Genomic DNA, 13,043 nt, shown 5'->3' with positions numbered 1-13,043 from the left:
AGCTACTGGATAAACTGATACGGGAGAACTGTCATCAAGACACATCTTTTGCTGCGAATAGACTTTTTGCATATTAAGTTCTCTTCTGGTTTGTTGCTATTTGACTGGCAGAAAATCCGACTTCACTTGCTTGGGAAGATGGCATCGACACCAAAAAACTAATCGCCTGTTTTAACAACTGACTCCCTTGGCACGTAAGCACTGACTCGGGGTGAAATTGAAAGCCCAACATTCTATCATTTTGGTGTAATACTGCCATAGGCAACTGGTCTATTTGTGCGACAACCCGCAAACAATCCGGTACGTCTAGGGCAATTAAAGAATGATATCTCGCAATTGCCATGGGGGAAGCTAAATTAATAAATAATTCGGGGCAATTATGATGCATGAGTGATGATTTTCCATGCATTACATATGGAGCTCTACCAACTCGTCCTTGGTAATTCTCAACAATAGCTTGATGACCTAAACAAATACCTAATACTGGGTATTTGCCTTCGCATTGCTTTAGGATCTCAGGCATATTGCCTGATTGACTTGGCGCACCTGGTCCGGGTGAAAGCATTAATAAGGTTTTGCCTTGTTTAGCGTATTCGGCGAGGGCGTTTAGCACTTGTTGTGTGTCGACTGTATTTCGATAAACCGTTAAGTTAACGCCTAAAACACGTAATTCATCGACTAAGTTATAAGTAAAAGAATCCTGGTTATCAATTAATACAAGATTTAAATCGGTTAAGTTACTATTTGTTTGTTCACTCATGAGTGTTAACTCCCGTGCTGACAGGGTCAGAATGACTGCGTTTGATGGCAGAAATAACCGCCTGGGCTTTAGCGCGAGTTTCATCGGCTTCGCTTTGCGCTACAGAATCATTCACCACTCCGGCACCAGCTTGCACGTGGGCAATGCCGTCTTTGACAAAAGCAGATCTAATCACAATGCACGTATCAAAATCCCCTTGACCATTAAAATAGCCAACTGCGCCGCCATAACTGCCGCGTCTTTCAAGTTCGGTTTCTCGGATTAGGCTGGCTGCGCTGATTTTTGGTGCACCCACCAGTGTACCCATGTTCATGCATGCTTGATATGCGTGCAATGCGTCTAAATCTGATCGCAGCGAGCCCACCACTCTCGACACCAAATGCATCACATGTGAATAACGGTCTACCTTTAGTAGGTCTTTAACGAATCGGCTTCCTGCCTCGCACACTCTGGCGACATCATTACGAGCTAGATCAACTAACATAATATGTTCAGCCTTTTCTTTTTCGTCCTGTTGTAAATCGAGTTCGAGTCTTGAATCTAAATCAACATCAATGCTGCCATCTTCACGCTTACCGCGAGGGCGAGTGCCAGCAATGGGATAAACTTCGACCAAATTAGAACTCGCATCATATTTTAACGCTGATTCGGGAGACGCCCCAAATATCACAAATTGTTTGTCGTTCATGTAAAACATGTATGGAGAGGGGTTAGTCAATTTAAGTTGCAGGTAAGCCAACAAAGGTTTAGGGCAATCAATACTAAACGTTCGTGATGGCACAACTTGGAAAATATCGCCATCTAAAATATTTTCTTTTAATTTATTTACATCTTCACAATATGCCGCATCGTCTTTACTTTCAGTAACGGTAATATTGTCATTTGGAAGCAATAGATTTTCGGTACTTATGCTTTTGGTGTCGCATGCAGCACTTAGTTTTTGTTTAAGAAACTCTAGGCGTTGATGTACAGCAAAGTATGATTCAGCGACATTCTCGCCACTAAACACACTGCCTAGAATTTGTGTACTCTGGTGCTGATGGTCGACCAATATAAGCGTTTCTGATAAATAAAAAACATAGTCAGGACAAGTGTTTTTTGCATCTTTTACCGACGGTAATCGTTCAAAAGTAGCAAGTAAATCATAAGCAAACACGCCGCCAACAAATACGGCATGGGGGTGATTACGCAAGGCTTTTATTTTTGTTTTAAGTATTCTAAGAACGTCAAAAACACTATCTTGTTTGAGGCGTGCGTCTTCATCTAAATTTGGATCGGGTAAGGGAAAAGTAAAGGTGAGTGTGTGCACACTAGAACCAGATTCATCAGCATGCGGCGTGAGCATGTCAGATAAATGTGCTTGCAAAAAAGGCAACACCGCTTGGCCATTGGCAGATAAACCTTCTACGGTAACAACATTGCTATCGCATTGTATTCTCAGAGCAGCATCTACCAGTAACAAACTCTTGAGGTTATCCTTACTGTTTATTTCTGCTGACTCAAGCAATATGGAGTTGTGACCTGCAATTGCCGCGTACGCATTGAGTGGGTCGGCAATATAAGGGGCATCGACAGTAATGGTTTCGACTCTACCCGCCTGTTTACCCAAGTCAGACAAATTCATTTTCGTTTCCTCTTTTGTATCATTGTACTTATCATTTGCTGTAATGTGACCTGTTAAATCGTTATTTATTATTACAATGGGCCTTGGTAACCAATGGGTGTTTTAGGGGCAAAATTGTTTATAAAAAAGCAACAAAAAAGGCCCTCATTGGGCCCTTGATAAACGCGCATATGCATGCATCCTGAGCCCTAAGTCCAGTTGCACCACCACCATAATGTTGAGATTTTTACGGGTATTGCTTGCATGTTTATGTGTACTCTTTATATTGTCGTTAAACAGAACCAGCGAGAAGGATGACGAATGCTATCGTTGTCGAACCTCGCTCGTTAGGCATATAGAAGAAACCAAATCACAAATAATGTCAACTAAAAAGTTAAAAATAGATTTACATTGCCACACGCATTACTCAGACGGCGCACTCAGCGTACCCGAACTTTTAATGCGTTCGCAACAAATGCAAGTTGATGTATTAGCTATTACTGATCATGACTGTATCGACGCTTTGGCGCCCGCAAGGCAATATTTAAAAGAGGTAAAGCAAAAGCTAACCTTGATCAATGGTGTGGAAATTTCGACTAAATGGCATGGCTTTGAAATCCATATTATAGGTTTAGATTTTGATCACCAAAGTCTTAAATTGCAAGATCGTCTATTGTCACAACAGCAAAAAAGACGGGAGCGTGCTCAAAAAATATCAGACAAATTGGCCAATATAGGGATAGAGAATGTGTACGAACAGTGCACCCAAATGACGAAAGACAGCTGCATTTCGCGCGGGCATATCGCAAAGTTGCTAGTACAAAAAGGGCACGTTAGTCATTTTCAACAAGCCTTTACCCAATATTTAGGAAAGAATAAAAAAGCTTACGTGTCGCCAAATTGGATATCGATTTCAGAAGCAATTGAGTGGATTCATGACGCTGGCGGGGTTGCGGTAATAGCCCACCCTTATCATTACGATATGACCACAAAATGGTTACGACGTTTGTTAAACGATTTTTCACAAGCTGGTGGTGATGGACTAGAAGTTCAGCACCCGAGTTTGTCTTTGCAAAAGCATGAGTTAATGCTAGCGCTTGCCAATGAATATAGTCTTGCCGGTTCTGCAGGGTCTGATTTTCATCTACCTACCAGATGGACTGAACTTGGCCGTCGCTTAGATTTTACAGACTCAACTACGGCTATTTGGACTAAGTTTAAGCAAACATCTCTGCCTACGCATTGATAAATCTCAAACCTTTATCTAAAAGGTGCAAAATGACGCTAGGAAAATACTAATACTCCGCGTATTATAAGGCACTCCAGCTAAGCATTTGCGAGTGCAAGTTTTTTTAGCGTTTTTACGGCAATATTGAGTTAGATAAACAGTTAGATAAATAGTTAGTTAGATAAATAATCAAAGCATCAAAAGGCCAAAGGCTAACGCGACATGAGTCAGTTTTTCTACGTACATCCCGACAACCCGCAAGCACGTTTAGTCAAGCAAACGTGTGAACTTGTTAGGCAAGGACAAGTTATTGTGTATCCAACAGACTCTGGTTATGCAATAGGTTGTCAGTTAGAAGATAAAAAAGCTTTGGACCAAATTTGCCAAATCAGAGACATCCCTAAGGACCATAATTTCACTTTAATGTGTAGAGATATGTCAGAGTTATCTATTTATGCTCGGGTCAATAATACGGCGTTTAGACAGATTAAAAACAACACACCAGGACCTTACACCTTTATCCTAAAAGCCACAAAAGAAGTGCCTAAACGTTTGCAAAACCCTAAAAAACGTACCATCGGAATACGGGTGCCTGACAATAATATTGCATTAGCAATTTTAGAAGAATTGGGCGAACCCTTAATGTCTACTACATTAATTTTGCCTAATGCTGACATTGCTGAAAGTGACCCTGACGAAATTAGAGATAAACTCGAGCGTAGAGTGGGTTTGATTATTCATGGAGGCTATTTGGGCGAACAGCCAACGACTGTCATCGATATGTCAGAAGGCGACACTGTTGTGCGGCGACATGGTAGCGGCGATACCCAAGCTTTTGAGTAAATAGACACGTGGAAAATAAAGATCAACTCACCCAACAGCAACCTCTTGCCCTAGCATTTGTAAATGGCGAAGCGGTTATTACTAAACCTGAAGACTTATATATTCCCCCTGATGCCTTAGCGGTTATTCTAGAAACCTTTGAAGGCCCGCTCGACTTGCTTTTATATCTCATTCGGAAACAAAAGTTCGATATATTGTCGTTACCTGTTTTACAAGTGACCAAGCAATATATCGAATATGTTGAAGTCATGACCGAGGTCAAACTAGAGTTAGCGGGCGAATATTTAGTGATGGCAGCAATGTTAGCGGAGATAAAATCGCGTCTATTGTTACCAAAACATGATGAAAACGACGAAGACGAACAAGACCCAAGAACTGAGCTAATTAGACGATTACGAGAATACGAAAAAATTAAGACAGCCGCTGAAGAACTAGATGCTGCACCTCGTTTAGAGCGTGATTTGTTTGTCGCTAAAGCAGATACCAGTGACAATGTACAAGCCATTAAGCACATGCCGCAAGTGCATATGCAAGAGTTAGTAACTGCTTTTTATGACGCTATGCGACGAGCAAAAGCCTTCGATAACCATCAAATTCAAAGAGAAGTATTATCAACGCGTGAACGCATGAGCATGGTGTTACAACGCTTAAATTTTCAAACCTATATTTCATTAGATAAACTGTTAGATGCTAGTGAAGGTAAAGCAGGTGTGGTGGTTACCTTTATTGCGATACTCGAATTAGTGAAAGAATCGCTAATCATTTTTGAACAAGGCGAAGCATTTGGCAATCTTCATGTTAAACTAGTAGACCATGAATAAAATTTCTGACGAACAATTAAAACAACTGCTTGAGGCCGCTATTTTTGTATGCGAAGGAAGCTTGAGTGTTGACCGTATGCGTAACACGATTTTAAGTGACTTAGCAGTATCATCCAAACAGCTAAATAAGGCCCTTAAAGATCTTGAGTTAGATTACGCTGCAAGGGGAATTAGGTTGGTTAAGGTGGCTTCGGGTTATCGTTTTCAATCAGATTCGGGTTTGGGTCAGATACTCAGTCGATTATGGCAAGAAACCGTTCCCAAATACAGCAGAGCGATGTTAGAAACGCTCGCCTTAATTGCATACAGACAGCCTATTACGCGGGGCGAAATTGAAGATGTTCGGGGTGTGGCGGTAAGCAGTAATATCATACGCACACTTACTGAACGAAAATGGATAAAAGTAGTGGGCCATAAAGAAGTGCCAGGACGTCCATCTTTGTTTGCTACCACGCCTACCTTTTTAGATTATTTTTCACTTAAATCGTTAAGTGAATTGCCTTCGGCCGAAAGTTTTGTTGAAAACATTGAGGCAGCTGTTGAAGCGTCTGAAAAGGCTAATATTGACCATCCACAAGACGATTTGTTACAAAATGAAATCCACAGCGATACTGACAAGTCTGATCCTAACAAGGCGCAAATACACTAATGACGGCTAAAAACACGACTTCAGAAAAATTACAAAAAGTGATGGCCAATAACGGACTTGGTTCACGGCGCGAAATGGAAAAATGGATTGCTGATGGACGAGTGTTGGTTAATAGTAAACCGGCTTCTTTAGGTGATCGAGTAGAAGTTAAAGATCAAATTAAAGTTGACGGCGAACTGATGATACGAAGCAAAGAAAACTCTGCTTGTCGGGTGTTAATGTACAACAAGCCAGAAGGCGAACTATGTGCAAGAGTAGACCCTCAAGGTCGACCAACGGTTTTTGAAAGGTTGCCAGTTCTCACTGGTGAGCGTTGGATTACGGTAGGACGTCTTGATATTAATACCAGCGGCCTCTTGCTGTTTACAAATGACGGTGAATTAGCGAATAGACTAATGCATCCTAGTCATGAAGTAGAAAGAGAATATGCCGTTAGAGTATTCGGTGAAGTTACCCCTAAAATGTTAAGAACATTAAGCACCGGTGTCGAGTTAGAAGACGGTAAAGCGAAGTTTAATCATATACATGTGCGACCCAGTGAACCTGAAAGTCTTAATCATTGGTTTAACGTCACTCTCAGTGAAGGGCGCAATCGAGAAGTTCGACGCCTATGGGAATCCCAAGGCTTACAAGTGAGCCGTTTGATGCGAGTAAGGTACGGCAATTTAGAACTATTCAAACGCCTGCCACAGGGTGCTTGGGTAGAATTAGATATTCAAAATGTGAATGCACTGCGTAAAATGGTGCAGTTGCCTGAAGAAACTGAATCAAAAGTGCATGTGCAAGAAACTCTCGACCATACCAAATTGAGTCGAATGCGTCGAAGCGTTCGTAAGCATCGTCAGAGCAAAGTGACAGGCCAACGTCAACGCCGTAATTCACATCAAAACCGATAGGGCTTTTTGGACTAATCAAAGGTAGTAGTTGCGCTAAAGTTAAAAAATAGTGGTAAAGACAATACATAATGCAAGAATCAGATTATTTATTAGTAAAAGGGCGAGTAGCACTAGGGGTAGAGTATAACGGCGCAAACTACAGTGGTTGGCAACGACAATCTAGCGCTGATTCTGTCCAAGCCCAGGTGGAAAAAGCACTTGAAAAAGTCCTTCAACAAAAGGTCACGGTTAGCTGCGCTGGCCGCACCGATGCGGGTGTTCATGCAACAGGTCAAGTGATACACCTAGATTTGCCTGTTGAACGGCCCATTAAAGCATTGACTCGAGGCCTTAATACCTTAATGCCAAAAGACATAGCAATTTCTTGGGCTAAGCCGGTGAGTGACGATTTTCACGCCCGATTTAGTGCCTTTGCGAGGCGCTACCGTTATATTATTCACAATCATCCTTTACGGTCGGGGGTGTTTTTCAATGGTTTAACTCACGCATATCAACCTTTAGATGCAGGCTTGATGCACAGCGCTGCGCAGAGTTTAGTTGGCGAGTACGATTTCACATCTTTTCGGGCAGCGCATTGTCAAAGCAAAACTGCGGTTCGAAATATACGCGCTATTTCTGTTAATCGGACTAACGACTACATAATGATAGACGTACAAGCGAATGCGTTTTTACACCACATGGTGCGTAATATAGTGGGTTCTCTTATGCTCATTGGGGCACATGAGAAGCCTGTAAATTGGATGGCTGAATTACTAGCGCTCAAAGATAGAACCAAAGCAGCGCCAACCGCTAAACCAAATGGTTTGTATTTAGTGAAAGTTAGCTATCCTGAAGAATTTGCCTTGCCTGCTACAAATTTAGGACCTTTATTCCTTTAAATATAGGCTATCGCATAAGAAATGCTTGTTGAGCACTATAATCGCCAATTACTGCCTTGCAAAAAAAAGATTGGTTTCAAACCAGTGCAGATTTACACCACTTAAACACTTTAGACCAGTTATTGGTTTGGCTTATCCGTTAAGTGTGTTTTAATTCGCGCGTTTAATTTTCACGTAAATCAGTTATACTAACAGCTGAAGCTTTATTTACTAAAATCATGATATTAGGATGTTCTAATGAGTTGGATTGAAAGAATTCTGCCAAAAACGCAAACCGGAACTAAAGGAAATGTTCCTGAAGGCATTTGGACAAAATGTGGTGCTTGCCAGGCAGTTTTATATAAAACCGAATTAGAAAAATTACTTGAAGTATGTCCTAAGTGTGACCACCACATGCGTATAACCGCGAGAGCGCGTATCAATGCATTTTTAGACGCTAGCGACAAAGAGGAGCTTGCAGGTAGCTTGGAGCCCCAAGATATCTTAAAATTTAAAGATTCAAAACGTTATAAAGATAGAATCACCGCCGCGCAAAAGTCGACCAACGAAAAAGACGCTTTAATCGTTATGAAAGGGTCTCTCAATGGCATGCCTATTGTAGTAGCAAGCTTTGAATTTGCGTTTATGGGTGGTTCGATGGCATCAGTAGTTGGTGCAAAATTTGTAGCGGGTGTTAATGCCGCTATTGAGAACAACTGTCCGTTTGTTTGCTTTTCAACCAGTGGTGGTGCTCGCATGCAAGAAGCCTTGTTGTCGTTAATGCAGATGGCAAAAACAAGCGCTGCTTTAGCTAAATTGAGTGAAAAAGGCTTGCCTTATATTTCTGTGTTAACCGACCCAACAATGGGTGGTGTATCTGCCAGTTTAGCAATGCTAGGTGATGTCAATATTGGTGAGCCAAAAGCACTTATTGGTTTTGCTGGCCCGCGCGTTATTGAGCAAACTGTACGTGAAAAATTACCCGAAGGCTTCCAACGCAGTGAGTTTTTAGTAGAAAAAGGGGCAATAGACATGATTGTTGACCGCCGTGAGATGCGGACTAAAGTTCATAGTTTGCTGAGTAAGCTTTATCATAGTCACATGCAAGCTCCGCTGAAAGAGTTACCAGCAGCGGAATAAGCATCAACATCTCATTAGAGTAGGCAAGTGCATGCGTACGCTTGAACAATGGCTCACATACATCGAGCTAACTCATCCAAGTAATATTGATATGGGTTTGGAGCGTGTTGATCAGGTTGCTAAATCACTTAATATCGATTTTTCTACTGCTACCGTGATCACCGTGGCGGGTACAAATGGTAAAGGCACGACTTGTCGTTTTATAGAACAAGCATGTTTGCGATCAGGTTTGACGGTGGGGACGTATTCATCACCTCATATTCTTCAGTTTAATGAACGTATACGACTCAATGGCGATGATGCAAACGATCAATCTATTATTGAAGCCTTTGAAGCAATTGAAAAAGCCCGCGGCCAAACATCCTTAACCTACTTTGAATTTGCTACCTTGTGTAGTTTTGTATTATTTTCGCGAGCAAAAGTAGATGTTTGTATCATTGAGGTTGGTCTTGGTGGGCGACTTGATGCCACAAATATAATTGATGCTGACATTGGCGTGATTACCAGCATAGGGCTTGACCATCAAAGTTATTTGGGTGAAACCACCGAACTCATTGCTGCTGAAAAAGCAGGCATTATAAAACCTCAGCAAGCTGTTGTAGTTGGTTATGCTGAGGTTCATGATTCGCTTAATCGCGTCATTTCAAAATACGCGGGTACTTGTTTAATAGCAGAACGAGACTACGAGTATGACCAACTTAACAATCGAGTTGTATTTAAGGATATTAACACTCGAGAATATAGCTTCAATTTAACGGCAGCTCGCATTCCTAAACAAAATATTATGACTGCACTAGCGTGTTTGTTTTTGTTGGCACGCAAGCAAAAAACGACTAATTCTTTTTTACTAGCACCAGAACAATTGCATGAGTTGATCGCTAGCGTGAGCATGCCTGGCCGTTTACACACTATATTGCGCTCGCCAAAAATAGTATTAGACGTGGCTCACAATAAAGCTGCTGCTGAAGGGTTAGTGAAGGTGTTAAACCAAACTCATTCCGCAACAGGCAAGCAAGCAAGCAAGCCAAAATTCCATGTAATAGTTGGTATGCTTAAAGATAAAAACATTGATGACACAATATTAGCATTGAGCGAACTTGATGCAATTTGGTATTGCGTAAGCTTGCCTTCGGAGCGTGGTGAGAGTGCAAATAATATTTTAAAATCAGTACAAAATGCGCCTCAAAATAATCAACGGCAAGCAAAGAGCTTCGATAATGTTGAACTTGGGCTAAAACATGCTGTCAATGCTGCCGATACTAATGATATTATTGTGCTCGTTGGCTCGTTTGTAATAGCAACTGAAGTACTAAAGTCCTCTTATTTGCAACACTTAACTATACAAGAGAGTAATGCATAGCTATGTCTAGTACCTTACAAAATAGATTGATTGGCACCATCATTGTTGTCGCCCTCATTGTAATATTACTTCCTGAACTTCTCGATGGTGAAAAACGGACCAATTTACAAGAATTTGTAAATGTACCTCCCGCTGCTGATAAAATTGAAGTTGCTAGCGACAGCAATACAAATATTGATACCCAAGCTATTGAGGCAGAAGTCAGTTTGCCCGTAGAAATTGTTAATGAAACAGCGGTAGATGAAAACGATGAACAAGTAAATAATTTAGCTCAGAATAGTGATAGTGATATTGTAACCGTAGATATTGATTCAGATAATACGTCTATTTCCGCAAAGGGTGATTCGACTAATGCTGACCCGGAAAATGAAAATACAAATGAATCAATTGACAAGGAGGCTGACACTACTTCAAATGGAGCCACAACGGTGAATGTTAGCCAAGCCTCACAACCAGAGGTGGCTAAAATTGATACAAATACCGCTAAAAAATCAGAAGCAGCATGGGTGATACAATTAGGGAGTTTTAGGCACGAAAAAAATGTGCGAGAGCTGATTAAAACCCTCAAACAAGCCGGTTATAGAGCTTTCTCTCAGCCAATTACAACGTCTGCCGGAGAGTTAAATAAAGTATTTGTGGGCCCAGAGCTAGACCGAGAAAGCTTGGAGCAAGCCCTTCCACATTTAAACGAACTAACCAAATTAAAAGGCAAAATTACTGCATTTGAGGTTAGCGCTAAATGATATAATTTGCTACACTTGCAACCCATTCAAAAGGCATAACTGCAAAGCATAACTCCACCGCTTTTACAGGAACATTGTAAACCTATGAATTGGTTTGATTTAACTATTTTAGGCATTATTGTACTGTCGTCAGTCATAAGCTTAATTAGAGGCTTTTTTAAAGAAGCTATTTCTTTGTCTGTCTGGATTGCTGCTTTTTTAGTCGCTCGCAGTTTTCATCCCGAACTTGCTCAGTTACTTACCCAAATTGAAGATCTAACAATGCGTAACGCAGCTGCTGTTGGTATTTTGTTTGTTGGTACCTTAATAGCAGGCGCCTTGATTAACTACATTATCTCACAACTGGTTAAAGCAACTGGTCTCACAGGTACCGACAGAGTCCTAGGTGCAGTTTTTGGGGCCCTCAGAGGCGTATTAATTGTAAGTGCTGTGCTATTTTTTATTGATACCTTCACAGGGTTTTCTGATTCTCTGTGGTGGCAGCAGTCGGTATTAGTGCCTGAATTTGGCTCTATAATCGAGTGGTTTTTTGAATTTATGAAAGACAGATCGAGCTTTCTTACTGATCAATTATAGGATTTATTTATGTGCGGCATAGTGGGTATAGTCGGTAAAGAAGCGGTTAACCAGTCTATTTACGATGCTTTAACGGTTTTACAGCATCGTGGCCAAGATGCGGCTGGAATAATGACTATAGACAAAAGCATGTTTAATTTGCGCAAAGCTAATGGCTTAGTCAGAGATGTTTTTCATACTCGTCATATGCACCGACTCACTGGTAATGTTGGCATTGGTCATTGTCGTTACCCCACGGCTGGTAGTTCAAGCTCGGCTGAGGCTCAACCCTTTTATGTGAACTCTCCATTTGGTATCGCCTTTGCCCATAATGGCAACCTGACGAACGCTCATGACCTAGAAAAAGAAGTGTTTACGGTAGCGCGTAGGCATATTAACACTAATTCTGACTCTGAAATATTATTGAATATCTTTGCAGATGCACTTACCAAAATCAGTGATTTTGAAGTGACCCCTGACGATATCTTTGACGCTGTAGCGCTTTCACATGCAAAAATTAGTGGGGCTTATGCAGTTGTTGCGGCCATCATTGGTTTTGGAATGGTCGCCTTTAGAGACCCTAACGGCATACGTCCTCTAGTACTGGGTAAGCGCACAACCTTGTTGGGCGATGAATACATGGTCGCATCTGAGAGCGTTGCAATAGACGCTGTAGGATTTACCTTTGTCAGAGACGTAGCACCGGGTGAAGCTATCTATATTACCGAGGCAGGGCAGTTACATACTAAACAATGTGCGCCTATGGCTAAATTCAACCCATGTATATTCGAATTTGTTTATTTTGCTCGTCCCGATTCCTTCATTGACGGCATATCGGTTTATGCATCAAGAGTGAATATGGGTCGTAAACTCGGTGAAAAAATAAAAAGAGAATGGGCTGAACTCGATATTGACGTGGTTATCCCCATACCTGAAACATCTATGGATGTTGCACTGCAAATCGCCAATACCCTAGACTTACCTTATCGCCAAGGGTTTGTGAAAAATAGATATATCGGTCGGACTTTCATCATGCCAGGACAGACTCAACGTCGTAAATCTGTCAGGCGCAAACTTAATGCTATTAAGTCGGAATTTAAAGATAAGAACGTCTTGCTAGTTGACGACTCAATTGTGCGTGGCACAACCTCAGAACAAATTATTGAAATGGCCAGAGAGTCGGGTGCTAAAAAAGTCTATTTCGCCTCAGCTGCCCCAGAAATTAGATTTCCTAATGTATATGGCATAGATATGCCTTCTGCCAATGAACTCATCGCTTATGGGCGAGAAATAGATGAGATTAGTGAGTGTATTAAAGCGGATGGTCTTATTTTTCAAGACTTACACGATTTAGTTGATGCCGTAAATGAAGAAAACCCACAAATAACCCGTTTTGAAACTTCAGTATTTGATGGTAATTATGTGACCGGCGACGTGAATCAAGATTATTTAGAGCGCATCGACAAAGCAAGGGGTGAATCTGCAAAAGGAAGCCCAACCATTCAAACAGAGTTAAGTAACCTAGAAATGCATAATATGAGTAATTAGCCTTTGTATAAAAACAAGTGTTTCACAATAAAAAAGAGCC

Annotated in this window: 13 protein-coding genes; 11 read left to right on the top strand and 2 right to left on the bottom strand. The window is 41.2% G+C overall.

The annotated features are described in order from the left end of the window. Window positions 1–73: 73 nt before the first annotated feature. Together RM552_RS07050 and RM552_RS07045 are read right to left on the bottom strand one after the other, a co-directional pair. Window positions 74–760: an aminodeoxychorismate/anthranilate synthase component II gene (locus RM552_RS07050; RefSeq protein WP_311368063.1), complete on the bottom strand. Its 687-nt coding sequence runs from the start codon at window positions 758–760 to the stop codon at window positions 74–76. Further along, the gene (locus tag RM552_RS07045; RefSeq protein WP_311368062.1) at window positions 753–2,384 is read right to left on the bottom strand and encodes an anthranilate synthase component 1; all 1,632 of its coding nucleotides are present in this window, start codon (window positions 2,382–2,384) and stop codon (window positions 753–755) included. Before RM552_RS07045 ends, RM552_RS07050 begins: the two co-directional genes overlap by 8 nt. Before the next feature lie 358 nt (window positions 2,385–2,742). On the opposite strand from RM552_RS07045, the gene RM552_RS07040 reads away from it, so the two are divergent. From RM552_RS07040 to purF, 11 genes are all read left to right on the top strand, one after another. Continuing rightward, window positions 2,743–3,609, top strand: a complete 867-nt coding sequence (locus RM552_RS07040; RefSeq protein WP_311368061.1) for a PHP domain-containing protein — start codon at window positions 2,743–2,745, stop codon at window positions 3,607–3,609. A 204-nt stretch (window positions 3,610–3,813) separates the two neighbouring features. Then, the gene (locus RM552_RS07035) at window positions 3,814–4,434 is read left to right on the top strand and encodes an L-threonylcarbamoyladenylate synthase (protein WP_311368060.1); all 621 of its coding nucleotides are present in this window, start codon (window positions 3,814–3,816) and stop codon (window positions 4,432–4,434) included. Between the two features lie 8 nt (window positions 4,435–4,442). Continuing rightward, window positions 4,443–5,255 (top strand): segregation and condensation protein A, encoded by an 813-nt coding sequence (locus RM552_RS07030; protein WP_311368059.1) that lies wholly within the window; start codon window positions 4,443–4,445, stop codon window positions 5,253–5,255. Next, window positions 5,248–5,904, top strand: coding sequence for an SMC-Scp complex subunit ScpB (gene scpB, locus RM552_RS07025; protein WP_311368058.1), 657 nt, complete (start codon window positions 5,248–5,250; stop codon window positions 5,902–5,904). The genes RM552_RS07030 and scpB overlap by 8 nt, the downstream gene beginning before the upstream one ends. Continuing rightward, window positions 5,904–6,800: a 23S rRNA pseudouridine(2605) synthase RluB gene (gene rluB / locus RM552_RS07020; protein ID WP_311368057.1), complete on the top strand. Its 897-nt coding sequence runs from the start codon at window positions 5,904–5,906 to the stop codon at window positions 6,798–6,800. The genes scpB and rluB overlap by 1 nt, the downstream gene beginning before the upstream one ends. A gap of 68 nt (window positions 6,801–6,868) precedes the next feature. Further along, on the top strand, window positions 6,869–7,678 hold the full coding sequence (truA, locus tag RM552_RS07015; protein ID WP_311368056.1) for a tRNA pseudouridine(38-40) synthase TruA: 810 nt from the start codon (window positions 6,869–6,871) through the stop codon (window positions 7,676–7,678). 237 nt (window positions 7,679–7,915) lie between these two features. Beyond that, window positions 7,916–8,797 (top strand): acetyl-CoA carboxylase, carboxyltransferase subunit beta, encoded by an 882-nt coding sequence (gene accD, locus RM552_RS07010; protein WP_311368055.1) that lies wholly within the window; start codon window positions 7,916–7,918, stop codon window positions 8,795–8,797. Window positions 8,798–8,828: 31 nt separating this feature from the next. Further along, window positions 8,829–10,157, top strand: a complete 1,329-nt coding sequence (gene folC / locus RM552_RS07005; RefSeq protein WP_311368054.1) for a bifunctional tetrahydrofolate synthase/dihydrofolate synthase — start codon at window positions 8,829–8,831, stop codon at window positions 10,155–10,157. Between the two features lie 2 nt (window positions 10,158–10,159). Further along, on the top strand, window positions 10,160–10,900 hold the full coding sequence (locus tag RM552_RS07000; RefSeq protein WP_311368053.1) for an SPOR domain-containing protein: 741 nt from the start codon (window positions 10,160–10,162) through the stop codon (window positions 10,898–10,900). Window positions 10,901–10,984: 84 nt separating this feature from the next. Next, window positions 10,985–11,476 carry a CvpA family protein gene (locus RM552_RS06995; RefSeq protein ID WP_311368052.1) on the top strand — a complete coding sequence of 164 codons (492 nt, stop codon included), beginning with the start codon at window positions 10,985–10,987 and terminating at the stop codon, window positions 11,474–11,476. Between the two features lie 9 nt (window positions 11,477–11,485). Continuing rightward, the gene (purF, locus tag RM552_RS06990; RefSeq protein ID WP_311368051.1) at window positions 11,486–13,003 is read left to right on the top strand and encodes an amidophosphoribosyltransferase; all 1,518 of its coding nucleotides are present in this window, start codon (window positions 11,486–11,488) and stop codon (window positions 13,001–13,003) included. Window positions 13,004–13,043: the final 40 nt, after the last annotated feature.

Origin of the sequence: Glaciecola petra (assembly GCF_031846345.1) — a bacterium.
Classification (GTDB): Bacteria; Pseudomonadota; Gammaproteobacteria; order Enterobacterales; family Alteromonadaceae; genus Glaciecola; species Glaciecola petra.
The sequence above is the reverse complement of the archived record's forward strand: the minus strand, read 5'-3'. Positions and strand labels throughout refer to the sequence as shown.

Coding starts and splice junctions, on each gene's coding strand:
- RM552_RS07050 (WP_311368063.1), bottom strand. CDS start 760: ATGAGTGAACAAACAAATAGTAACTTAACCGATTTAAATCTTGTATTA.
- RM552_RS07045 (WP_311368062.1), bottom strand. CDS start 2,384: ATGAATTTGTCTGACTTGGGTAAACAGGCGGGTAGAGTCGAAACCATT.
- RM552_RS07040 (WP_311368061.1), top strand. CDS start 2,743: ATGTCAACTAAAAAGTTAAAAATAGATTTACATTGCCACACGCATTAC.
- RM552_RS07035 (WP_311368060.1), top strand. CDS start 3,814: ATGAGTCAGTTTTTCTACGTACATCCCGACAACCCGCAAGCACGTTTA.
- scpB (WP_311368058.1), top strand. CDS start 5,248: ATGAATAAAATTTCTGACGAACAATTAAAACAACTGCTTGAGGCCGCT.
- rluB (WP_311368057.1), top strand. CDS start 5,904: ATGACGGCTAAAAACACGACTTCAGAAAAATTACAAAAAGTGATGGCC.
- truA (WP_311368056.1), top strand. CDS start 6,869: ATGCAAGAATCAGATTATTTATTAGTAAAAGGGCGAGTAGCACTAGGG.
- accD (WP_311368055.1), top strand. CDS start 7,916: ATGAGTTGGATTGAAAGAATTCTGCCAAAAACGCAAACCGGAACTAAA.
- folC (WP_311368054.1), top strand. CDS start 8,829: ATGCGTACGCTTGAACAATGGCTCACATACATCGAGCTAACTCATCCA.
- RM552_RS07000 (WP_311368053.1), top strand. CDS start 10,160: ATGTCTAGTACCTTACAAAATAGATTGATTGGCACCATCATTGTTGTC.
- RM552_RS06995 (WP_311368052.1), top strand. CDS start 10,985: ATGAATTGGTTTGATTTAACTATTTTAGGCATTATTGTACTGTCGTCA.
- purF (WP_311368051.1), top strand. CDS start 11,486: ATGTGCGGCATAGTGGGTATAGTCGGTAAAGAAGCGGTTAACCAGTCT.